At 64.8% G+C, this 23,014-nt stretch carries 16 protein-coding genes; 9 read left to right on the top strand and 7 right to left on the bottom strand.

Features of this window, described 5'->3' with window-relative positions:
- Positions 1-140: 140 nt before the first annotated feature.
- Both acs and FJ949_RS03615 read left to right on the top strand, forming a co-directional pair.
- Positions 141-2,096 (top strand): acetate--CoA ligase, encoded by a 1,956-nt coding sequence (gene acs, locus FJ949_RS03620; protein WP_140492918.1) that lies wholly within the window; start codon positions 141-143, stop codon positions 2,094-2,096.
- Positions 2,097-2,104: 8 nt separating this feature from the next.
- Positions 2,105-2,845, top strand: coding sequence for an MOSC domain-containing protein (locus FJ949_RS03615; protein ID WP_140492915.1), 741 nt, complete (start codon positions 2,105-2,107; stop codon positions 2,843-2,845).
- A gap of 1 nt (position 2,846) precedes the next feature.
- Here FJ949_RS03615 and FJ949_RS03610 read toward each other — a convergent pair whose 3' ends face one another.
- The 3 genes from FJ949_RS03610 to FJ949_RS03600 form a co-directional block, all read right to left on the bottom strand.
- Positions 2,847-4,109 carry a cyclopropane-fatty-acyl-phospholipid synthase family protein gene (locus FJ949_RS03610; protein WP_140492912.1) on the bottom strand — a complete coding sequence of 421 codons (1,263 nt, stop codon included), beginning with the start codon at positions 4,107-4,109 and terminating at the stop codon, positions 2,847-2,849.
- Between the two features lie 365 nt (positions 4,110-4,474).
- Positions 4,475-5,953, bottom strand: a complete 1,479-nt coding sequence (locus tag FJ949_RS03605; RefSeq protein ID WP_140492910.1) for a TadE/TadG family type IV pilus assembly protein — start codon at positions 5,951-5,953, stop codon at positions 4,475-4,477.
- A 290-nt stretch (positions 5,954-6,243) separates the two neighbouring features.
- Positions 6,244-7,113 (bottom strand): transglutaminase family protein, encoded by an 870-nt coding sequence (locus FJ949_RS03600; RefSeq protein WP_140492907.1) that lies wholly within the window; start codon positions 7,111-7,113, stop codon positions 6,244-6,246.
- Positions 7,114-7,294: 181 nt separating this feature from the next.
- Between FJ949_RS03600 and FJ949_RS03595 the strand changes: the two genes are divergently transcribed.
- Positions 7,295-7,969: an HAD-IA family hydrolase gene (locus tag FJ949_RS03595; protein WP_140492904.1), complete on the top strand. Its 675-nt coding sequence runs from the start codon at positions 7,295-7,297 to the stop codon at positions 7,967-7,969.
- A gap of 59 nt (positions 7,970-8,028) precedes the next feature.
- On the opposite strand, the gene FJ949_RS03590 is transcribed toward FJ949_RS03595, so the two are convergent.
- On the bottom strand, positions 8,029-8,247 hold the full coding sequence (locus tag FJ949_RS03590) for a DUF1674 domain-containing protein (RefSeq protein WP_140492901.1): 219 nt from the start codon (positions 8,245-8,247) through the stop codon (positions 8,029-8,031).
- Between the two features lie 118 nt (positions 8,248-8,365).
- On the opposite strand from FJ949_RS03590, the gene htpX reads away from it, so the two are divergent.
- The 4 genes from htpX (at position 8,366) to purH (ending at position 14,439) form a co-directional block, all read left to right on the top strand.
- The gene (htpX, locus tag FJ949_RS03585; RefSeq protein ID WP_140492897.1) at positions 8,366-9,379 is read left to right on the top strand and encodes a zinc metalloprotease HtpX; all 1,014 of its coding nucleotides are present in this window, start codon (positions 8,366-8,368) and stop codon (positions 9,377-9,379) included.
- The gene (locus FJ949_RS03580) at positions 9,376-10,758 is read left to right on the top strand and encodes an RsmB/NOP family class I SAM-dependent RNA methyltransferase (RefSeq protein WP_224646539.1); all 1,383 of its coding nucleotides are present in this window, start codon (positions 9,376-9,378) and stop codon (positions 10,756-10,758) included. Before htpX ends, FJ949_RS03580 begins: the two co-directional genes overlap by 4 nt.
- Positions 10,759-11,007: 249 nt before the next feature.
- On the top strand, positions 11,008-12,732 hold the full coding sequence (locus FJ949_RS03575) for a heparinase II/III family protein (protein ID WP_140492891.1): 1,725 nt from the start codon (positions 11,008-11,010) through the stop codon (positions 12,730-12,732).
- A 90-nt stretch (positions 12,733-12,822) separates the two neighbouring features.
- Positions 12,823-14,439: a bifunctional phosphoribosylaminoimidazolecarboxamide formyltransferase/IMP cyclohydrolase gene (gene purH / locus FJ949_RS03570; protein WP_140492888.1), complete on the top strand. Its 1,617-nt coding sequence runs from the start codon at positions 12,823-12,825 to the stop codon at positions 14,437-14,439.
- Positions 14,440-14,575: 136 nt separating this feature from the next.
- Here purH and FJ949_RS03565 read toward each other — a convergent pair whose 3' ends face one another.
- Together FJ949_RS03565 and FJ949_RS03560 are read right to left on the bottom strand one after the other, a co-directional pair.
- Entirely contained in the window at positions 14,576-15,952 is a 1,377-nt protein-coding gene (locus FJ949_RS03565) for an MFS transporter (RefSeq protein ID WP_140492883.1), read from the bottom strand.
- A gap of 251 nt (positions 15,953-16,203) precedes the next feature.
- Positions 16,204-21,036 (bottom strand): NAD-glutamate dehydrogenase, encoded by a 4,833-nt coding sequence (locus tag FJ949_RS03560; RefSeq protein ID WP_140492880.1) that lies wholly within the window; start codon positions 21,034-21,036, stop codon positions 16,204-16,206.
- A 135-nt stretch (positions 21,037-21,171) separates the two neighbouring features.
- On the opposite strand from FJ949_RS03560, the gene FJ949_RS03555 reads away from it, so the two are divergent.
- Together FJ949_RS03555 and FJ949_RS03550 are read left to right on the top strand one after the other, a co-directional pair.
- Entirely contained in the window at positions 21,172-21,735 is a 564-nt protein-coding gene (locus FJ949_RS03555) for a peroxidase-related enzyme (protein WP_140492877.1), read from the top strand.
- A gap of 126 nt (positions 21,736-21,861) precedes the next feature.
- Complete coding sequence (locus FJ949_RS03550; protein WP_140492873.1) at positions 21,862-22,185, top strand: YciI family protein; 324 nt, start codon at positions 21,862-21,864, stop codon at positions 22,183-22,185.
- A gap of 3 nt (positions 22,186-22,188) precedes the next feature.
- On the opposite strand, the gene FJ949_RS03545 is transcribed toward FJ949_RS03550, so the two are convergent.
- Positions 22,189-22,803: a LysE family translocator gene (locus tag FJ949_RS03545; protein ID WP_140493494.1), complete on the bottom strand. Its 615-nt coding sequence runs from the start codon at positions 22,801-22,803 to the stop codon at positions 22,189-22,191.
- Between the last annotated feature and the right edge of the window lie 211 nt (positions 22,804-23,014).

The following is a 23,014-nucleotide window of genomic DNA, read 5'->3' as shown; positions in this document are numbered from 1 at the left end:
CGGCATCCCGCCGCGCAAACCCAACGTCTAATGTTGCCGTCATCGCGGAACTGTTAATAATGCGCGCGAATTCGCGGCCGCGTCGCCGCGATCCCGCTGGCGGTTCAAGCCGGCGTTAGTTTCGGGAGGAAAAGCAGGAAATGTCCGAGGTTCATGTCCACCGCGTTCAGCCGGCCTGGAAGAAGAATGCGCTGATCGACAACGACACCTATCTCAAATGGTACGCCGACAGCGTGAAGAATCCGGACAGGTTCTGGAGCAAGCACGGCAAGCGCATCGACTGGTTCAAACCCTTCTCCAAGGTCAGCAACGCCTCCTTCGACGGCAAGGTCTCCATCAAATGGTTCGAGGACGGCCAGACCAATGTTTCCTACAACTGCATCGACCGCCACCTGAAGAAGCGCGGCGACCAGACCGCCATCATCTGGGAAGGCGACAACCCCTACGACGACCGCAAGATCACCTACAATGAGCTCTATGCGCATGTCTGCCGCTTCGCCAACGTGCTGAAGAAGCACGGCGTCAAGAAGGGCGACCGCGTCACCCTCTATATGCCCATGATCCCGGAAGCGGCCTATGCGATGCTCGCCTGCACGCGTATCGGCGCCATCCACTCGGTCGTCTTCGGCGGCTTTTCGCCCGACGCGCTCGCCGGCCGCATCGACGATTGCAAGTCAACCATCGTCATCACCGCTGACGAGGGCCTGCGCGGCGGCAAGCCGATCCCGTTGAAGGAGAACACCGACAAGGCAATCGAGATCGCGGCAAAAGCCGGTACCAGGGTCGAAAAGGTAGTAGTGGTCCGCCGCACCGGCGGCAAGATCGGCTGGGCGCCGGGCCGCGACGTCTGGTACCACGAAGAGGCCGCGACCGTTAAGGCTGAGTGCAAGCCGGAGAAGATGAAGGCGGAGGATCCGCTGTTCATCCTCTATACATCGGGTTCGACCGGCAAGCCGAAAGGCGTGCTGCACACCACGGCGGGTTATCTCGTCTACGTCTCGATGACGCACCAATATGTCTTCGACTATCATGATGGCGACATCTACTGGTGCACCGCCGATGTCGGCTGGGTCACCGGCCACAGCTACATCGTCTACGGGCCGCTCGCCAACGGCGCCACCACGCTGATGTTCGAGGGCGTGCCCAACTACCCCTCGCAGTCGCGCTTCTGGGAAGTCATCGACAAGCATCAGGTCAACATCTTCTACACCGCGCCGACGGCGCTGCGCGCCCTGATGGGCGCCGGCGACAATCATGTGAAAAAGGCGTCGCGCAAATCGCTGCGCGTGCTGGGGTCGGTCGGCGAACCGATCAATCCGGAGGCCTGGGAGTGGTATTTCAACGTCGTCGGCAACGCCAAGGTGCCGATCGTCGACACCTGGTGGCAGACCGAGACCGGCGGCATCATGATCACGCCGCTGCCGGGCGCCACCGACCTCAAGGCTGGCTCGGCCACGCGGCCCTTCTTCGGTGTCAAGCCGCAACTGGTCGACGGCGAGGGCAAGGTGCTTGAAGGAGCCGCCGACGGCAATCTATGCATCACCGAGTCATGGCCCGGCCAGATGCGCACCGTCTATGGCGATCACGACCGCTTCGTGCAGACCTATTTTTCGACCTACAAGGGCAAGTACTTCACCGGCGACGGCTGCCGCCGCGATGCCGACGGCTATTACTGGATCACCGGCCGGGTCGACGACGTCATCAACGTCTCCGGCCACCGCATGGGCACGGCCGAGGTCGAATCCGCATTGGTCAGCCACGACAAGGTTTCGGAAGCCGCCGTCGTCGGTTATCCCCACGACATCAAAGGCCAGGGCATCTACTGCTACGTCACGCTGATGGCCGGCGAGACGCCGAGCGAGGACTTGCGCAAGGAGCTCCTCGCCCATGTCCGCAAGGAGATCGGCGCCATTGCCACGCCCGACAAGATCCAGTTCGCACCCGGCCTGCCCAAGACCCGCTCGGGCAAGATCATGCGGCGCATCCTGCGCAAGATTGCCGAGGACGATTTCGGCGCCCTTGGCGATACCTCGACGCTCGCCGATCCGGCCGTCGTCGACGACCTCGTCGCCAACCGCCAGAACAAGAAAGGCTGACACCGGCCATGGCAGCGATAGGCAGCGTTGCCGAACTCTGGCGCTATCCGGCGAGTTCGCTCGCCGGCGAACGCCTGGAGACGATCGCGGTCGGCACCGAGAGCATCGAGGGCGACCGCATGTTCGGCCTGGTCGATGCCTCCGACAATGAGATCGCCCGTCCCGATCGCGAGCCGAAGTGGCACAAGGTGCCGCGCATCCGCACCCGGCTGACTGGCGACCGCAGGCTCGAGATCGCGATTCCCGGCGCAGATTGGCTGGCGGCGCCCGGCGCCGAAAGCGACCGTGCCGTTTCCGACTATCTAGGCTTTCCGGCCTCGATCCGTCCGTTCGGCCTGGAGAACGCTCCGCCGGCCTATTCCGGCCCGTTGACCGAGGCGCGCTACCGCAAGGCGCCGATCCATCTGTTGACCACCGCCTCCCTGGCGCGCCTGAAGGCGCTGCATCCGCAAGGCACTCCCGATCCGCGCCGCTTTCGTCCCAACATCGTCATCGACATGGCGGCGGTCGAAGGCACTTTCCCCGAAACCGAATGGATCGGCAGGAAACTCGCCGTCGGCGACCTGCTGTTGACCATTTCCGAGCCGTGCCGCCGCTGCGGCTTCACCATCATCGCCCAGGACGGTTTCGACGACGATCCGGCGATCCTGCGCAATCTGGTGCGTCATAACGCGCACAATCTCGGCGTCTACTGCACCGTCGACCGCGCGGCCAGCGTCAAGGTCGGCGACGGGATGCGATTCGCCTGAATTACCGGTAAAGGTCCGCCCGCGTCGGCGGCAAGCCGCTCGGGCCCCGCGTCCGCTTGGTGGCGACCGTCTGGAAAATCTGCGCCGAGGCACGATCGAAGGCGATCGAACAGCCGGCCAGGTAAAGCAGCCACAGCCGCGCCTTGGCTTCTCCCACTTCGGCGATGGCCTCGTCGAAGCGCGCATGCAGGCGCTCTGCCCACAGCCGGCAGGTGCGGGCGTAGTGCTCGCGCAGATTCTCGACGTCGTGGACGAGGAAGCCATGTGCTTCCAGATTGCCGCACGTCATGCCGATCGTGTCGATCTCGCCACCCGGGAAGATGTATTTGATCAGCGCCTTGTATTCCGAGCCCTTGCGCAAGGTCTTCTTCATGCTGCCCTTGCTGCGCCTGGTGATGGCATGATGCAGATAGATGCCACCCGGCTTGAGCAGGCGATGGACGGTCGAGAAGTAGGCGGCGTGGTTGGCCAGCCCCAGATGTTCGAACATGCCGATCGAGGATATCTTGTCGAAGCTTCCGGTGAGCTCGGCATAGGATTTTATCTCGATTGTGATCCGGTCCTCCAGCCCCTCGGCCCGAATGCGTTCGCGGGCGAGTCCGGTCTGGGCCTCCGACAACGAGACACCATGGCCGACGACGCCATGATGCTTCGCCGCATGGATCAGCATCGCGCCCCAGCCGCAGCCGATATCGAGCAGGCGGTCGCCAGGCTTCAGCCGGAGCTTGCGGCAGATATGCTCGAGCTTGTCGGCCTGGGCCTGGTCGATGTCATTGGCGAAATCCTTGAAATACCCGCAGCTGTAGACCATGCGCTCGTCGAGGAAGAGCCGGTAGAAGGCGTTCGATATGTCGTAGTGATGCTGGATCGCCTGCTTGTTGGAGCCGCTGACAAAGGGATTTTGCCCGGCGAGATCGGCGCGTTGCGTCATCTGCCTTCGCGAGAACAGCACGGCCGGCAGGTCGCGCATGATCGCGAGCTTCGGCAGCGCCTTGAACCGCAGCTTGCCTCGTGAAGGCAGCGCGTAGAGGTCAAACAGCGACCCCTCCTCCACGTCGACCGCCTTGGAAATCCACATCTCGACCAGCGTCGAGAAATTTGGCCGGCGGGCCAGTTGCCAGACGATGTCCTGGTCGTTGATGGCAAGCACCGGGCCGCCGGCCGGACCGATGCGCTCGCCGGTCCAAAGCCTGACGGCAAAGCCCGGCTTCAACGCCTCGACGACCGTGCGAACGATGCGTGCTGCTCTTTCGGTAGCGTCCATGCCGTCCCCCCTGCATTCGGTAGGCCGATCTTGTCCGCTTGAACCCCTGGCCGCAACCCGCTTGCACGAAAGGACGCGGCCAAGCCGGAAAAACGTCTTTTTCCATCCGGCGTCTTGTCTTTTGCTGCAACGCACCCCATCATCAGTGCGTGTTCAACAAACTGAAAGGAGGTGATCCGATGTCGAGTGATTTCGTTTTCCAGAACGTGGCCTCAGCGGATTGCACTTTCGGGAAGCAGTCTTCCCGTTAAGGCGCGAGATGCGCGGCGGGCGACCCCTCGGGTTGCCGCCAGGAGCCGCGCCATGGACGGAAACACGGAAGGCCGCCGGCTTCGAAAGAAGCGGCGGCCTTTTCCTTGTGCGGCCTACTGCGTCAGCGCGACCTTTTCGGTGTTGCGGATGATTTCCTGAAAGGCGGCGTCCAATTCCACCCCGGTCGACACCTCGAAATAGTGTTTTTGAGCGGTGGAGGCATCTTTCGACGAACAGTCCTTCAGCACCGCCTTTGCCTGATCCCGCTCGGTTGCCGACATGTCCTTGTTGTTCAGGTCGAAGCCGATGGTGAAAATTTCGATGCCGTCATTTTTCATGTTGCCGCACAGCGTTTCGGCGTTGCCGCGCGCAAGATTGCCCTGGCTGTTGTAGCGGCCCGCGGCACCGGCGAAGGCGGTATTGAACTGGCCATCGGTCATCAGGATCGCGACCTTGGCGATCTTCTTCGCGTTGACGTCCGAGGCGCCGTTGCCGAGGCCGGCATTCTTGATCGCAGCGCGCCATTGCGGCGACAGCATATAGTAGGTCCACTGAATGGCGATCGCGCCGGCGGTATAACCCTCAGCCTGGAAGTCGTCGATCGAACCAAGCAATGCGCCGGAATCGGCGGTCAGCGGGATCACTTCCGCATCGGGGCACTTGTTCATTCCGCCGCCATCGAGATGATCATCCCGGTTGACCAGGGCGTAGTACTTCTTGCCGTTCTTGTCCGTGCGAACAGCATCTGGGCCGTCGGCGCTCAAATCCGCGTCGCCATTTTTGTCCTTGCGCTCCGTGGCGCAATTATCGGGGCGTGGCATCGCCGCGCCGACAATGGAGATGTAGTCGCTGAAGGACGGCAGCAAATTTTTGCCCGTCTTGGCGACGAGAAGCGAACTGCCGGCGACGGGTGGCAGCTCAGAGCTCCCTGGCTTCTCGGCATAGACGTTTTCGGCCAGCTTGCCGGCGTTCACGCCGGATGCGTAAGGCACAATCGCGACGCGGATGCGGGGGTTCTTCGGATCCTGGTTCCGGAGCATCGTCCGAACGGCGTTTTTCGCTGCTGCTTTCAGATCGCCGATCTTGTCGACCTTGCCCCGCTTCGCCATCGAGCCTGTTATGTCGAGCATCATGGCCACCTCGATCTGCTTGTCCGAATAGAGCGCTGTCGTCGAGGCGGGAACGCGCTGCATGTCGCGCGTGCCGAACAGCGGGAAATAGAAGGCGACGTCGGCATGGGCCTCCGCCTGCACCGTCCTGGCGGTCCTGTCGACCGTCAGCCTGTCGAGCACGATCTGGTTGGCCTGCAGGATGCCGGCCGTGCTGTTGGCGTCGAGGAAGGCCTGCACCGATTTGTTGGCATCGGCCTCCTTGATGACGCCGGTCGTCAGGTCCCGCGCCGTCGACGTCACCGCGGCGTCGACCACGCTCTGCAGGCTCGATTTGGCGTTGTAGAGCTGGGTGATGTTGACGGCGAAGCCGACGCCCAGCGCCAAGACCGAGGCGGCGAATCCGAACAGGATGGCGAAATTCCCGCCGCGATGCCTGGCAAAGTCGCCGGCCGCGTCCACAAGACCCCCGAAAATCCGCATCGTTCTCTCTCCGCTCGCCCCGGCCTCGTCGCCGGGCAAACGGATCGATGCAGGATTCCGGCCGGGCGCGGCCAGCGGCCGCGCACCAGGAACTAGATTATTGTTTTTGCTTCGCTTTCAAGAATGGAAAGGTGAATGACCGGTAAACGCCGATGCTGCGTTCGCGCGGCATTACCAAGCGCTTACCACGATCTTGCACGTCGCGGCACAGGGCGCGCGGCCGTGTCCCGCCACGGCACAGCGGCACCTGTGCCAGAGCGAGGCAGTATGGGGATACATGGAAACCCGGCTCAGGCCAGCATCTGCGCGGTGACCGTCCTGTCGATGGCGTGGTAGGGCGGGTTGAACAGATTGTTCTCCTGTTCGTAGGTCCATACCTTGAACAGGCTGAGCCGGTGCGGGCCGAAACTGTGCAGCAACGGCACGTCGGTGGCATCGCGTCCGCGCGCGATGACGATGCGGCCGATCCTCGGAACATTGTGGCGGGGGTCGAACGTGTACCACTTGCCGTCGAGAAACACTTCCATCCAGGCCGAGAAATCCATCGGCGCCGGATCGGCCGGCACGCCGATGTCGCCGAGATAGCCATTCACATAGCGTGCCGGAATGTTCATGCAGCGGCAGAGCGTGATCGCCAGATGGGCGAAGTCTCGGCAGACGCCGACCTGCTCCTCATGCGCCTGCGCCGCGGTGCGGGTCGAGCGGGCATAGCCATAGCCGAAGGACAGCCGGTTGTGGACGTAATCGACGATCGCCTGCACCCTCGCCCAGCCGGACGGCAAACGGCCGAAAAGCTCCCAGGCGAACTGGCTCAGGTGATCGGTCTCGCAATAGCGGCTGCCCAGCAGATAAAACAGCACCTCGTCGGGCAGCTCGGCCACCGGCACCTCGCGTGCCAGCGTGTTGACCTCGTCCGTCTCGCCGCTGTCCTCGACCACGGCATCGTAGAGGACGCGAAAAGTGCCGGCGGGTGCGGTAAAGCGGCGGCACGAATTGCCATGCAAATCGCTGTAGAGCCTGGTCGGAACCGCGGGCGACGTCAGCATGCGCGTCTGCCGCTTGATGTCGGCCTGCCTGTCCCTGTGGATCTCGAGCATTGAAATCACCGGCGTGGCTCCAGCGCATTCAATGGCCATTTCGTAGCCGAGCCGAATCAGCATCGCGTCCCCCTTCGATGGTCGTGGAAAAGCAGCGAAGTTGAAACGCCGGAGGCGGATCGCGGTTCCCTGACTTACGGAAAAGGGGACTGGCCGAAAAGGTGGCCGCGCGGCTTCCAATGCCGACGCCGGGACGTTACCATCGGCGCTCCCTCGAAAGACCTCCCCGAAATCAAGGAAAATCATGTACGCGGGCAGAAAATTCGCCGCCTTCCTCTTCGACATGGACGGCACGCTCATCAATTCCATTGCCTCGGCCGAACGGGTGTGGAGCGACTGGGCGCGGCGGCAAGGGCTCGACGTCGCCGCCTTCCTGCCGACGATCCATGGCGTGCGGGCGATCGAGACGATCGCCGGTCTGGCGCTCCCGGGCGTCGATCCGGCGCATGAGGCCGACCTCTTGCTCAAGGCCGAAGCCGCCGATCTGGAGGGCATTGTTCAGATCGCCAGCGCCGCCGCGTTTCTCAACGCGCTCCCGCCGGGGCGCTGGGCGATCGTAACCTCGGCACCGCGCGAACTGGCGCTCTTGCGCATGAAGGCCGCCGGCATCCCCGTCCCTGCCGTGCTGATCGCGGCGGAAGATGTTTCACGCGGCAAGCCGGCGCCCGACTGCTTTCAGCTCGGCGCGACGCGGCTCGGTGTCGATGCGCGCGATTGCCTCGTGTTCGAGGATGCCCCGGCGGGCATCACGGCGGCCGAGGCGGCGGGCGCAGCGGTCATGGTCATAAACGCCACCCACCGGCATCCCCTGGCGACGCGGCATGCCGCGATCGCTGGCTACGACGCCATCGGCGTCACCGTCGACGAGCGCGGCTGGATCGCGCTCGAGCCGCAGCGAGCGGCGGCAGCGGCCTTCTAGGCTGTGGGACAATCAAACACCCGATTGCCGGCAAATGAGCTGTTTGCTGGGCCGGCATATTAGAAATCGCTGGTCAGGCCCTTGATCTCCCAGTCGCCGTAGCGGCCGGGCTCCTTGCCGCCGCGGCCGCCGACTTCCTTCGGCACCGCGGCTTCCTTGCGGCGGTAGTCCTCGCGCCGCGCCGCGGCCTCTTCAAGCGCGCGGCGAGCGGCGGGCGTCAGCGTCTTCAGCCGCGCTTCGTCATCCCTGGCAGGTGTTTTACTGGTCTCGTCGTTCATGCGATATTCCGGCGGATTGAAACAGGCCGATTGAAACGGGTACCGGCGTTTCCCATCATATAGCGATGAGCCCACGAGGATCGACCCCCTTACATCACGACCAGGACGGGAGCAGACGATGAACACACTTCGCACCGCCATGCTTCTTGCCGCGATGACCGCGCTGTTCATGGGCGTCGGCTTCCTGATCGGCGGCACGGGCGGCATGATGATCGCCTTCCTGATCGCCGCCGCCGCCAATCTGTTCAGCTATTGGAACGCCGACAAGATGGTGCTGTCGATGAACCGCGCCGTCGAGGTCGACGAGAAGAACGCGCCCGAATATTACGCCATCGTGCAGGCACTGGCCGAGCAGGCAGGCCTGCCGATGCCCAGGACCTACCTGATCGACAATCCGCAGCCCAACGCCTTCGCCACCGGCCGCAACCCGCAGAACGCGGCTGTCGCCGCTTCCACCGGCCTTTTGCAACGGCTGACGCATGAGGAAGTGGCCGCGGTGATGGCGCACGAGCTCGCCCACGTCCAGCACCGCGACACCTTGACGATGACGATCGTCGCGACCTTCGCCGGCGCCATCTCGATGCTTGGCAATTTCGCCTTCTTCCTCGGAGGCAACCGCGACAACAACAGCCCGTTCGGTTTTGTCGGCGTGCTGGCGGCGATGATCGTGGCGCCCTTTGCCGCGATGATCGTGCAGATGGCGGTCAGCCGCACCCGCGAATACGAGGCCGACCGGCGCGGCGCCGAAATCTGTGGACACCCGCTATGGCTGGCCTCGGCGCTTGACAAGATCGCCCGCGGCGCCGAACGCATACCCAACCCGGACGCCGAGCGCAATCCGGCGATGGCTCATCTCTTCATCATCAACCCGCTGCACGGCGAGCGCATGGACAGTCTGTTCTCCACCCATCCGAGCACCGAGAACCGCATCGCCGCGCTGCAAGCGATGGCGCAGCGCATGGACGGGGGCGTATCGCGGTCCCCGCAGCGCCAGGCGCCAGTGCCGCCGCAGGCCGACGAGCCGCAATCGGCAGGACCGTGGGGCAAGCCGGCCGCGCCGGAACCCTCGGCAGAGCCCAAATCCAATCCATGGGGTCGCAATCCGACCGGGCCCAAGGGCCCGTGGTCGTGAGCGCGGCGGGCAGAGCACCTCGACGCACAGGTGGTCAGGAACACAAAAAGGACGGCGAGTTCGTTGCCGGCCTTGCCGCCCGCAAGGCGGCTGCGCGGCTGCTGGCCGCCGTCATCGATGCCAGGACGCCGCTCGACGGCCTGACCGACCATGAAAACGGCCATCCGCAGTACAAGGCGCTGGACCTGCGCGATCGCGGTCTCGTGCGCGCCATTCTGGTCACCGCGCTGCGCTATCGCATGACCATTGCCGGGCTGCTGGCGCGGCGTCTGGAAAAACCGCTGCCGGCCAATGCCACCGCGCTGTCGCATATTTTGCATGTGGCGGCCGCGCAGATCCTGTTCCTCGACATTCCCGACAGCGCCGCGGTCGACCTCGCCGTCACCCATGCCAAGTCCGATCCCCGCACATTGCGCTTTGCCGGCCTGGTCAACGGTGTGCTGCGCACGCTCGCGCGGATCAAGGAGGCTGAACTTCCAGAGGCCCTTGCTACCACCGACGAAGCGCCGAAATGGTTTTCCGACCGTTTGAAGGCCGCCTATGGCGTGGACGAGGCCGGACGGATACTCGCCGCCCACCGCCAGGAGGCCCCTGTCGATTTCTCGGTCAAGGCCGATCCGGAGCACTGGGCCGAAAGGCTCGGCGGCATTGCCCTGCCGACCGGCACGATTCGGGTGGAGAAGCTTGCCGGCCCGGTCACCGAACTGCCTGGCTTCGCCGAAGGCGCCTGGTGGGTCCAGGATGCCGCAGCCGGCCTGCCTGCCCGGTTGCTCGGTGATGTCGGCGGGCTTCGCGTCGCCGATCTCTGCGCCGCGCCCGGCGGCAAGACCGCCCAATTGATCGTGGCCGGCGCACGCGTCACCGCGATCGACACCTCGAAGAACCGGCTGGCGCGGCTGGCGCAGAATCTCGAACGCCTCCGCCTGTCGGCGGATATCGTGCAGGCCGACCTCCTCCAGTACGAGCCGGACGAGCTGTTCGACGCCGTCCTCCTCGACGCGCCCTGCTCCTCGACCGGCACGGTGCGGCGGCATCCCGACGTGCCATGGACCAAGACTGTGGCTGATGTCGAGAAGCTCGCCGATCTCCAGCGCCGGCTGCTCGCGCGCGCCGTCACCCTGGTTAAGCCGGGCGGAAGGATCGTCTTTTCGAACTGTTCGCTCGACCCACTCGAAGGCGAGGAGCTTTATCGTGGCTTCCTCGCCGCGACGCCTGGCGTCGTTGCCGACCCGCTTCGCGCCAGCGAGATCGTCGGCATCGATCCCTTCCTGACGCAGGAAGGCACGTTGCGCACCACACCTGCCGACCTCGATCTGGGCTCGCCGCAACGTTCCGGTCTCGACGGCTTTTTCGCCGCGCGCATGCGTCGCGCCGGCTAGGGCAATTCCACGAAAGCTGCGTGATGATTCTCCGTCCGGAATTGCGTGGAACAAGGATCTGGAGCGGAGTATGGATGCCCATAGGGCACTGAACCGCTCCAAGGTTTAAGCATAGGAAGCTGCTGACTTTTTTGGGGAGCCACCGCGGCCAAGCCAGGCGCAGCGTCACCGCTCGTGGGAATTCGCCTTCGCATGAATCGTTGAATCAGATAAGCTTGCCCTTGGGATAGAGGACGATCAGGAGGGGTTTTGGCACTTGCTGCCGGCAACACGACGCGTCTGTGGGCGCTTGTCGCGAAGGAGTTTTGGCGCAAAACGCGCCGGCGCCTGCGTGCCGGACCGGTCTATCGCTGGCGCTATTCCGGCCGCACGCCCGAACGGGTGCTGATCGCGCCGCCGGACCTGCGGCTGGCCGACCCGCAGATCGCGCTCGAGATCTACTATGGCCGCTATCCCCTGTCGGGACATATGGTCGAGACCGGCGGCAAGTCGCCCTTCCAGATCAGCGTTCCCAATTACGGCTGGCAGAAGACGCTGCATGGCTTTCGCTGGCTGCGTCACATGCGCGCCGCCGGCACCGAGCTTGCCGCCGCCAATGCGCGTGCGCTGGTGTCCGACTGGATCGCCACGCATGGAAACAACATTTCCGGCATCGCCTGGGAGCCCGGCACGGCCGCCAAGCGCATCATCGCCTGGCTGCAGCATTCCTCGATCGTGCTGCAAGGCGCTGAATTCCCGTTCTACCGCGCCTTCCTGAAATCGCTGGCCGTCCAGATCCGCTACCTCAGGTCGATGGCGCGCGAAATGCCTGACGGCAAGGACAGGCTGCGCGCCCGCATCGCCCTCGCCTTCGCCGCCCTGTCGCTGCCGGCGCCCGCATCGGCGCTGCGCGGCGCCACCCGCAACCTCGCCGAGGAACTGGACCGCCAGATCCTTCCTGATGGCGGCCACATCTCGCGCAACCCAATGGCGGTGCTGGAAATCCTCGCCGACCTTTTGCCGCTGCGGCAGACCTACGCCAACCAGGCGGAAGCGCCGCCACAGGCCCTGATCGGCGCCATCGACAGGATGCTGCCGGCGCTGCGCTTCTTCCGCCACCAGGACGGCAGCCTCGCCCGCTTCAACGGCATGGGCGCCACCATCCATGACCGCATCGCCAGCATCCTGCGCCACGACGACACCGCCGGCTCGCCGCTGCTGCATGCACCGCATTCGGGCTATGAGCGGCTGTCCATGGGTGGCGTCACCGTCATCGCCGACACCGGCCTGCCGCCGCCCGTCCACGTCTCCAATGCCGCCCATGCCAGCTGCCTTGCGTTCGAGCTGTCGTCGGGCCGCCAGCACTACATCGTCAATGCCGGCATCGACACCTATGGCGCCGCCGAATTCCGGCCCCTGGCCCGCGCCACCGCCGCGCATTCGACCGCCACCATCAACGACACCTCGTCGGCGCGGTTCAGCCATTCGCTGCGCATCAACGATCTTCTGGGGTCGCCTTTGATCGGCGGCCCGCAGCATGTGCAGTGCAAGCGTATCGACCAGAAGGGCGTTCAAGGCTTCATCGCCCGCCATGACGGCTATATCCAGCGCTTCGGTTTCCTGCACGAGCGCGAGCTGAAACTGTCCTCGAACGGCAATGTGCTGACTGGCAGGGACCGCTTCCAGCGTCCTGGAGGTGCGGTGATCCGCAACAATGGCCGCGATTTCGTCACCGTGCGCTTCCACGTCCATCCCGACATCAACCTTTTGCAGGACGAGCATGACCGCCTGGTGCTGACCGCCGAGCAGGCCGATAGCTGGGTGTTCACCTGCACCGAGATGGTGCCGGAGGTCGAGGAATCGATCTACTTCGCCGGTCTCGGCGGCCCGCGCCGCAGCCGGCAGATCGTGCTTGCCTTCAAGCCGTCCGACATCGCCGAAGTCCACTGGCAGCTCACCCGCACCTCAATCGCCGGCTATCCCGAAAACAACTGACCGCGCCTGCGCTGACCGAGCTTGCGCCTTGATTTCCTGATCTCATATGATACGGCGCGGGCCTGCCCCTCCAGCCGTGAAAGCACGCCCATGGCCGTCGCCGCCAAGAACATTCCCGCTCCCGACCTCGTTCCCGTGCGTCGCGCGCTGCTCTCCGTCTTCGACAAGACCGGCCTCATCGATCTCGCCAGGGCGCTCGCCGCTTCCGGCGTCGAGCTGGTGTCGACCGGCGGCACGGCAAAAGCGATCGCCGATGCGGGCCTGGCGGTCCGCGACGTCTCCGAGCTCACCGGCTTTCCCGAGATCATGGATGGCCGCGTCAAGACCCTGCACCCGTCGGTGCATGGCGCCCTGCTCGGCGTTCGCGATGATCCCGATCACGCCGCGGCGATGCACAAATATGGCATCGAGCCGATCGACCTGGTCGTCTGCAATCTCTATCCGTTCGAGGAAGTCCGCCGCTCCGGCGCCGACTACGCGGCGATCGTCGAGAACATCGACATTGGCGGCCCGGCGATGATCCGCGCCTCGGCCAAGAACCACGCCTATGTCGCCATCGTCACCGACCCCGGCGACTATGCCTCCGTGCTCAATGCGCTGGAGATGAATATCGGCTCGCTTTCGCTGGATTTCCGCAAGAAGCTCGCGGCCAAGGCTTTTGCCCGCACCGCCAGCTATGACGCGGCAATCTCGGGCTGGTTCGCCGAGGCGCTGGAGATCGAGCACCCGACCTGGCGCGCCTTCGGCGGCAGGCTGGAGACCGTGATGCGCTATGGCGAGAACCCGCACCAGGGCGCCGGCTTCTATGTCAATGGCGACAAGCGGCCGGGCGTGGCCACCGCGCGCCAGCTCCAGGGCAAGCAGCTTTCCTACAACAACATCAACGATACCGACGCCGCCTTCGAGCTGGCCGGCGAGTTCGACCCGGCGCGCTCGGCCGCCGTCGCCATCATCAAGCATGCCAACCCGTGCGGCGTCGCCGAGGGTTCGACGCTGAAGGCGGCCTACGCCAGGGCGCTGGCCTGCGACCCGGTCTCGGCCTATGGCGGCATTGTCGCTGTCAATCGCATCCTTGACGCCGAGGCCGCCGAAGAGATCGTGAAGACCTTCACCGAGGTCATTATCGCGCCCGGCGCCACCGACGAGGCGGCAGCGATCGTGGCCGCGAAGAAGAACCTGCGCCTGCTGGTCGCGGGCGGCCTGCCGGATCCGCGCGCGATCGGCACAACCGTCAAATCCGTCGCCGGCGGCCTGCTGGTGCAGGGCAGGGACAACGCCGTCGTCGACGACCTCGAACTGAAGGTGGTGACGAAACGGGCGCCGACGCCGGCCGAACTGGCCGACCTGAAATTCGCCTTCCGCGTCGCCAAGCACGTCAAATCGAACGCCATCGTCTACGCAAGGGACAGCGCCACGGTAGGCATCGGCGCCGGACAGATGAGCCGCGTCGATTCCTCGCGCATCGCTGCCCGCAAGGCACTCGACGCTGCGGAAGCGGCGGGCTGGGCCGAGCCGCTGACCAAGGGCTCTGTCGTCGCCTCCGACGCCTTCTTCCCCTTCGCCGACGGCCTGCTGTCGGCCATCGAGGCCGGCGCCACGGCGGTGATCCAGCCCGGCGGCTCGATGCGCGACGACGATGTGGTTGCCGCCGCCGACGAGCATGGCATCGCCATGGTGTTCACGGGCGTGAGACACTTCAGACATTGAGCGCCTCACCCTCCCCCTTGTGGGGAGGGTCGGCGAGCGATGTTTGCGAAGCAAAGCTCGTGAGACGGGGGGGCAGCGCCGTCCCCCACCCCGCTCCGCTTCGCGGATCGACCCTCCCCACAAGGGGGAGGGTAAATCACTCCGCCGCCCGGTCCGCCGGATACGGCGTCCTGATCAGGATCGCCATGCCTATGGCCAGGAACAGGATGATAACCGCCATGCCGAGCCGCGCCGAATCGCTCACCGCCGTGATGGTCGCCACCAAGAACGGCGCCAGGAAACTGGTCGCGCGCCCGGCCAGCGCATAGATGCCGAAATAGCGGCCGGATTCCGACGCCGTAACGCTGCGCGCCATATAGGACCGCGATGACGCCTGCACCGGCCCGAAGGCGAGCCCGATCAGCAATCCATAGAGGATGTAGGCCTTTTCCGCGGCGGTGCCGAACAGGCCCCCGGAATCGGTGGTCGAGAGCTGGATAAGCCCGAGCAGCGTGAAGCCGGGGCCGGTCGAGACGACGCCGATGGTGGCGACCGAAAGCATGACCAGCGCGATCATCACCACCGCCTTGGAGCCGAGCGCGGTGTCGAGCCGCGCAGCGATCCAGCAGCCGAAGATGGCGACGACGTTGAGGATGATGCCGAACATGCCGATCTCGGTGATCGACCACTGGAACATGCCGGCCGCGAAGGTGCCGCCGAGCGCCAGCAGCGCATTGACGCCGTCCTGATAGATCATGCGGGCGACGAGGAAGCGGAAGATGCCGCCGCGCCTGCGCACCTCGACCAAGGTCGACTTCAGCTCCGACAGGCCTTCGCGCACCGCAGGCTTGATCGGGATGCCTTTGATGGCATCGGGAGTGAAGAGGAACATCGGCAGGATGAACAGGAAATACCAGCCGGCCGACAGCGGCCCGGTGGCGCGGGCATCCTCGCCGAGCTTCGGGTCCAGCCCGAACAGCGGGTCGAGGCCGATGATGGTCTTGCCGGTCTCCTGCGATCCGGCCAGGAACAGCACGACGAAGATCAGCGCGATCATACCGCCGAGATAGCCAAGCCCCCAGGCCATGTTGGAGATGCGGCCGATCTCGCCCTTCGGCACCAGGCGCGGCATCATGGAATCGTTGAAGACGGTGGAGAATTCAGCCGCCACCGAGGCCAGCGAGAACAATGCCACGATCAGGAACAGGTTCGAGCCGGGCGCGGCGAGCCACAGCAGCGCCAGGCTGGCGATCTTGATCGCCGCGAAGAAGGCGATCCACGGCTTGCGCGGCCCGGTCTGGTCGGCGATCGAACCGAGGATCGGCGACAGCACGGCGATGACCAGTCCGGCCGCGGCGATGCCGTAGCCCCAGACGGCCTGGCCGGTGGTCGGATCGCTGGCCATGCGCGAAACGAAATAGGGGCCGAAGATGAAGGTGGTGACGACCGTGAAGAAGGGCTGCGCCGCCCAGTCGAACAACATCCACCCCCAGATGCCGCGCCCGGACGCCCGCTGCACTGCTACTTCGGCCATGTCCCCTCCGGTCGCCTTCGTTTCGTTGGGCGGTTCACCCCATGTCTGCATGTTTTCCGCTGGTCATGCAAACGAACACGAGTCGCGCGGCCGTTCTTTGGCTTACCCGCCTTCATTCCGACGAGAGCAAGGGCGCCGACCCTAGCTCCCCCTTGTGGGAGGTCGGACCGAAGGTCCGGGTGGCGTCCGGCGCCGCCCCTCCCCGCTGCTTCGCAGGGCACCCGCCTGGGAAGGGTACGTCAGGCGATGGCTCACATCCCTGTCAGATCGCTCATCAGGCCCGATGCCACCGACAGCCGCGACACGGTGATGTCGCCGCCCTCGGTCAGCGCCTGCAGCCGTTCGCGGGTGCGGCCGATCCTCTCCCCGCCGGCCTCCAGCCACGCCGCCACCGGGTCGGCTGCCCCGGCGTGGTTCACGAGTGCCGCCACCGCGATGCCGCGCCGCGCGGTCCCGATCGTGTCGGTGGCGCGCGACAGGGCGAGCTGGTCGTAATAGTCCGCCGGTGTGATGGAGCGGGCCGCCTCCTCGACGCGCGGAATACGGAAGGCGTCGCTGACCGCGAAGAAGGCCTTCGCCGCGGCGACGATGTCGGCGCCTGCCGTTCGCGCCGTCAGCGCGATGTCGGGGATCAGCTCCGCCACATCGGCCAGCGCCAGTTGCGCTGCCAGCCTGTCCGGCGCCCCGGCCTTGACCAGTCCATGCCGCTTCTCGTCGATCCGTTCGCGCGAATAATCGGGGAGCAGCGAAACGAGTTTCGGCTCCAGCGCCTTGCGAGCCTCCTGCAATTCGGCGATGCGCTGGGCAAGCGGCGCCGTGCCGGCGTCGTTCTTCAAGTACCAGCCGCTGGTCACGTAGATCAGCCGGCTGACCGCCTGGTAGAGATCGAGCTGCATCTGGCCGTCGATCTGATTGTCGAGTGCGTCGATCTCGCGGTAAAGCGCCGGCAAGGCAAAGCCGTCGCGCACCACGGCGAAGGTGCGCACCACGTCGGCGGCGGTGCGCCCCGTTGCTTCCCGCAACCGGTTGACGAAGGAGGGACCGCCGCGGTTGACCAGCTCATTGGCGACGACGCGGGCGATGATCTCGCGGCGCAGGCGATGGCCGTGTATCTCAGCGGCATATTTCTTCGCCATCCGGTCGGGGAAATAACCCATCAGGTCGCGGTCGAAATGCGGCTCGTCAGGCACGTCGCTTGCGACGATGTCGGAAAACAGCACGATCTTGGCATAGGCGAGCAGCACGCCGAGCTCGGCCCTGGTCAGCGGCTCGCCGCGCGCCTCGCGCTCGGCAAGGGCCGCCGGCGAAGGCAACGTCTCGACCGTGCGGTCGAGCAGGCCGCGTGCTTCCAGCGCCGACATGAAGCGGGCCTGGTGGGCGATGTCGGCGAGGCCGCGCTTGCGGGCGATGGAGAGCGCCAGCGTCTGCTGGTAGTTGTTGGACAGGACCAGCTCGCCGACCTCGCCGGTCATCTCGGCGAGAAGCTTGTCGCGCGCAGGCCGGGTCAACGACCCTTTGCGCATGGCGGACGCCAGCGCGATCTTGATATTGACCTCGACGTCGGAACAGTTGACCCCGCCCGAATTGTCGATGGCGTCGGAATTGCAACGCCCGCCATTCATGCCGAATTCGATGCGCGCGCGCTGCGTCACCCCGAGATTGGCGCCCTCGCCGATCACCTTGGCGCGCACGTCGAGCGCGGTGATGCGGACGGCGTCGTTGGCGCGATCACCGACCTCGGCGTTGGTCTCGGTCGAGGCCCGCAAATACGTGCCGATGCCGCCGAACCACAAGAGGTCGACCGGCGCCTTGAGGATGGCGCTCATGATCTCGACCGGCGTGGCGGTCGTCTTGTTGAGGCCGATCGCAGCAGCAGCAGCGGCCGGCAAGGTGATCGATTTCTGGCCGCGCGAGACGATGACGCCGCCCTCGGAGAGCTTGCTCTTGTCGTAGTCCTGCCAGCTCGAACGGGGAAGAGCGAACATGCGCTGGCGCTCGGCCATCGATGCCGCCATGTCGGGATCGGGATCGATGAAGATGTCGCGGTGGTCGAAGGCTGCGATCAGCCTTGTCTTCGGTGACAACAGCATGCCGTTGCCGAACACGTCGCCCGACATGTCGCCCACCCCGACGACGGAGAAGGGCGTGGTCTGGATGTCGCGGTTCATCTCGCGGAAATGCCGCTTGACCGCCTCCCACGCGCCCTTGGCGGTGATGCCCATCTTCTTATGGTCGTACCCGGCCGAACCGCCGCTGGCGAAGGCATCGTCAAGCCAGAAGCCATGGCTTTCACTGATGGCGTTGGCGGTGTCCGAGAAAGTTGCCGTGCCCTTGTCGGCGGCAACGACGAAATAGGGATCGTCCTGGTCGCGCCTGACAACGCCGGCCGGCGGGATGACGCCGTCGAGGCCGATATTGTCGGTGATCGACAAAAGGCTGGAAACGAAGTTCTTGTAGGCCGAGGTGCCGGCTTCGAAGATGGCGTCGCGGCCGGCGCTCATCGGCAGCTTCTTCGGATAGAACCCGCCCTTGGCGCCGACCGGCACGATGACCGCGTTCTTGACCTGCTGTGCTTTGACCAGGCCGAGCACCTCCGTGCGGTAATCCTGGGCGCGGTCCGACCAGCGCAGGCCGCCGCGCGCCACCGGACCGAAGCGCAGATGCACGCCCTCGACCTCAGAGCCGTAGACGAAGATTTCCCGCCACGGTCGCGGCTCGGGCAATCCGTCGACCGAACGCGAATCGAATTTGATCGCCAGCGACTGGCCCTTGGCTTTCGTATCGGCAACGAAATGATTGGTGCGCAGCGAGGCTTCGATGAGATTGAGGTAGCGGCGGATGATGGCGTCGTCGTCGATGTTGGGAACGTCTTCCAGCGCGTCCCTGATCTTGGCCTTGAGATGCTTTGCCGCCACCACGCCTTCCGTCTCGGCTGTCGGGCCGAGCCGGGCGATGAACAGCGCGTGCAGGCCGCGTGCGATCTCGGGATAGCGGTTGAGGGCCGCGGCGATGAAATCCTGGCTCTGCGGAATTCCGGCCTGCTGCAAATACCGCCCATAGGCGCGCAGGATGGTGATTTCGCCCGACCACAGGCCGGCGGTCTGGGCAAGGCCGTTGTAGCCGTCATTGTCGACGTCGCCGCGCCACACCGACAGGAACGCGTCCTCGAACAGCGCGCCGCCATTGCTGAGGTCGATCGGCTTTCCGTAGCTGTTCTCCAGCTCCATGTCGTGGATGAAGACGGTGCCGGGTTGATCACTATTGATCATGCCGGGCTGGCCGCTATTCCCGGCCTTGTCGTCGCCGACCTCGAAGGTGCGCTCGCTGATGACGCGGAAGCCGATGTTTTCCAGCACCGGCACGCGCCGCGACAGCGCCACCGGGCTGCCATGGTGATAGATTTTCAGTGCCGCCTGGTGCGGCTTCTGCTCGGCATGGCGATAGTAATCGATGGCGATCGGATTGCTGGCGCTGATCTTGGCGATACGCCCGGCATCGACCAGCGCCACACCGGCGCTGAAGGAGTCCCGGTAGCTTTCCGGAAATCGTGCCGCGATCCTCTTCAGCGCCGGGTCGCTGCCGCTGGTTTCCGCCGCCTCGGAAAGGGCATCCTCCCAGGTGCGCACGATGTCGCGGATCGCCGCCTCGATCGTTGCCTGTTCGACCTTCGGCGTCTTGCCGCCGGAGCGGCCGATGATGAAATGCACACGCGCCAGCCCGCCTTCCGGGAAGGCCGGGTAGTAGGCCGACAGCCGGCCTTCGAACACCGTCTTGAGGTAGGTGCCGACCTTCTCGCGCACGACGCTGTCGTAACGGTCGCGCGGCACGAAGACGAGAATGGAGACGAAGCGGTCGAACTGGTCGGCGCGCACCAGTGCCCGCACGCGCGGCCTCTCGACGAGGCCCAGAATGGCCGCGGCATGCTTCCTCAGGATCGGCACCGGCACCTGGAACAGCTCGTCGCGCGGATAGCTCTCCAGCACGTTGATCAGCGCCTTGCCGGAATGGTCGTGCCGGTCGAAACCGGATTTGGCTATGACGGTTTCGGCCTTCGACCTGAGATAGGGGATCTTCATCACCGAGCGCGTGTAGGCGGTCGACGTGAACAGGCCGACAATGCGCAGTTCGCCCGCCAGCGCGCCCTTGGCGGTGTAGGTCTTGATGCCGATATAATCGAGATAGATGCGCCGGTGCACGGAAGACTTGGCATTGGCCTTGGTGACGATCAGCGGCTCCGGCCCATGCAGGAAGGCTCGGATCTCCGGCGTTGTCGTCACCGCTTCGGTCCCGCGCCGCAGCACCAGCACGTCCAGATCGGACAATATGCCCAGGCCAGGCTTGTCGGCACGCTCCAGCGTGCCGCTTTCCTCGCCGCCGACATATGTGAATTCGCGCATGCCGAGGAAAGTGAAATTGTCGTCGCGCAGCCACTCCAGGAAGGCGATCGCCTCGGCCACGCTCTTCTTGTCCAGCGGCACCGCCGAATAGCGGAATTCCGAGATCGCCTGGTCGAGGCGGGCCAGCATCGGCTTCCAGTCGCTGACGGCTGAATGGACCTGGCCGAGTATCTTGCGCAGCCGCTCGGCCAAGCCGTTCGCCTGCTCCGGGGTCAGCCGGGGAATATGGACGTGAATGACGCTCAGCCGGTCGTGGCTGCCGTCGTCCCTGGCGAAATTGCCGTCGCCGAGAATTTCCTCGACGCCGTCCTTGCCATGGCGGACGGTGATGACGGGGTGGGTGACCAGGGTCGGCTCGCCGGCACTCTCGGTGATCTCGCCGAGTATGGAATCGAACAGGAAAGGCATATTGTCGTTGACGACGGTGACGATCGTGACGGGTCGGCCCTCGCGAACGACGCCGGAATCGGTATCGACGGCGACGGCGCACGCGCCCTTCTTGTGACCGGCGACCGCGCGGCCGGCGAGATCCGCGGCGCGTTCGAGGTCCGCCACCTCATAGGCGGCAATGTCTTCCGCCGGCGCGCGGGCGAGCAGGTAGTCGGCAAGCCTGGCTGGCCTTTCCTGCGTCTTCGGCATCGCCGTGGCTTTCTTCTTCGACCTGCTCGCCGATTTCACGCTGGCCATGACGCTTCTTTCCTCCCGTCGTATGCTTTTGCGGACTATGTAGCAGATGACCGCTATTTGGCGACAAAGGTTTGACGGCGTGCCAAGAATTATCGCAATTCGGCGGCAGCCGGCGACAAACGAGGAGGAATGCCCATGACCGACAAGATCACCGCGCTCGATCTCGCCGCCGCTGAGCTGAGCGATGCGACCAGGACCTATTTCACCAAATGCGAGGAGAAGCTCGGCCTGGTCCCCAACGTGTTGCGCGCCTATGCCTTCGACGACAAGAAGCTGCGTGCCTTCACCGACATGTACAATGATCTGATGCTGGGCGATTCAGGCCTGTCGAAGCTGGAGCGCGAGATGATCGCGGTCGCTGTCTCCTCCATCAACCATTGCTACTACTGCTTGACGGCGCATGGCGCCGCCGTGCGGCAGCTGTCGGGCGACCCTTCGCTCGGCGAGATGATGGTAATGAATTTCCGCGCCGCCGATCTTTCATCGAAGCAGGTCGCGATGCTGGAATTCGCGGTCAAGCTGACAGAGGAGCCGGCCAAGATCGTCGAAGCCGACCGAGCGGCCCTGCGTATGGCCGGCTTCACCGACCGCGACATCTGGGACATCGCCTCCACGGCCGCCTTCTTCAACATGTCGAACCGGGTGGCGGCGGCAATCGATATGCGCCCGAACCCCGAGTACCACGCCATGGCAAGGTGACGAGCAGGCTACCTGCTCATATATTAGCCACCTCTCATTCTCATTGCTTGTTTGCCGGTTTGGTCCGATGATCGCCGGGCGGCATGACCGCATGCCGGTTCGATGCCGCCAACAAGGGAGGAGAACATGGCGAAATTTCTCTATGTCTATCACGGCTCCGGCAAGATGCCGACCGAGGAGGCCGAACGCAAAGCCGCGATGGATGCCTGGAACGGCTGGTACGGCAAGCTCGGCTCGGCCGTGGTCGACGGCGGCAATCCGGTCGGCATGTCGAAGACGGTGCTGCCCGACGGCAAGGTCGAGAACAATGGCGGCAGCAACCCGACCGCCGGCTACACGATTGTGGAAGCCAGGGACATCGACGATGCCGTCGCCAAGGCCAGGGATTGCCCGATCCTGATGAACCCGGCCTTCAGCGTCGAGATCGCGCCGATCGTCGAAATGATGTGACGGTCACGAGCGCGCCGCGATCGCCGCGGCTGCACCGGCCATGGTGGTGGCGCTGACGCGGTTGGCAATTCTCATGGCGCGCTTGCTCTTCAGGAGCTTGCGCGCCTGGGCGGCGGCAAGCACCCAGGCAAGGTCGATGATAACAAGCACCACCGCCATGGTCGCCGTCAGCTCGATCCAGCCAACCACCGTCACCGAAGCAAGGTCGATGATGGTCGGCAGCAAGGCCAGGTAGAACATCATGATCTTGGGGTTGCCGAGCGTCACGGCCATGCCGGCGAAGAACAGTTTGCCGGGCGAGTCCTCGCGCGGCATCTCGCCTTCTTTCGCTTCGACAGGCGCGGTCCACATCTGCCAGGCGAGGTAAGCGAGATAGGCGACGCCGACCCATTTGACGATGACGAAAGCGAAATGGAAAGTCTGCGCCACCACCGCCAGCCCGAACACCGCCAGCGACAGCCAGATGCCCTCGCCGATCCACATGGCGAGCAGGAACGGGAACACGTCGCGAAATCCCTTGGCGATGACGCGGGCGACGAGTGCCGCGATCGAAGGACCCGGCGAACCGGCGGCCACGAAGAGCGCGGCGGCGAAGATCAGGAGCGAGGTGAGGTGCATGGCGAGGATCTCGGCTTGAAAACCTTCAATGCCAGACATTAGCAATGCCAGACATTAGCGCAAGCGATCGAGCTTCGGTAGCATCAACATGCTTGCCGGCCCGGCATCTCGCGGCTAGATAGATCGCCGCAAAACAATTTCGAGCTTCACTTTGCCTACGTAACCGCCGGTCTCGTCAACTCCCCCGACACAATGCATGGCGCCGCCACAA

Source organism: Mesorhizobium sp. B2-4-1 (assembly GCF_006442185.1).
GTDB lineage: Bacteria > Pseudomonadota > Alphaproteobacteria > Rhizobiales > Rhizobiaceae > Mesorhizobium.
The sequence above is the reverse complement of the archived record's forward strand: the minus strand, read 5'-3'. Positions and strand labels throughout refer to the sequence as shown.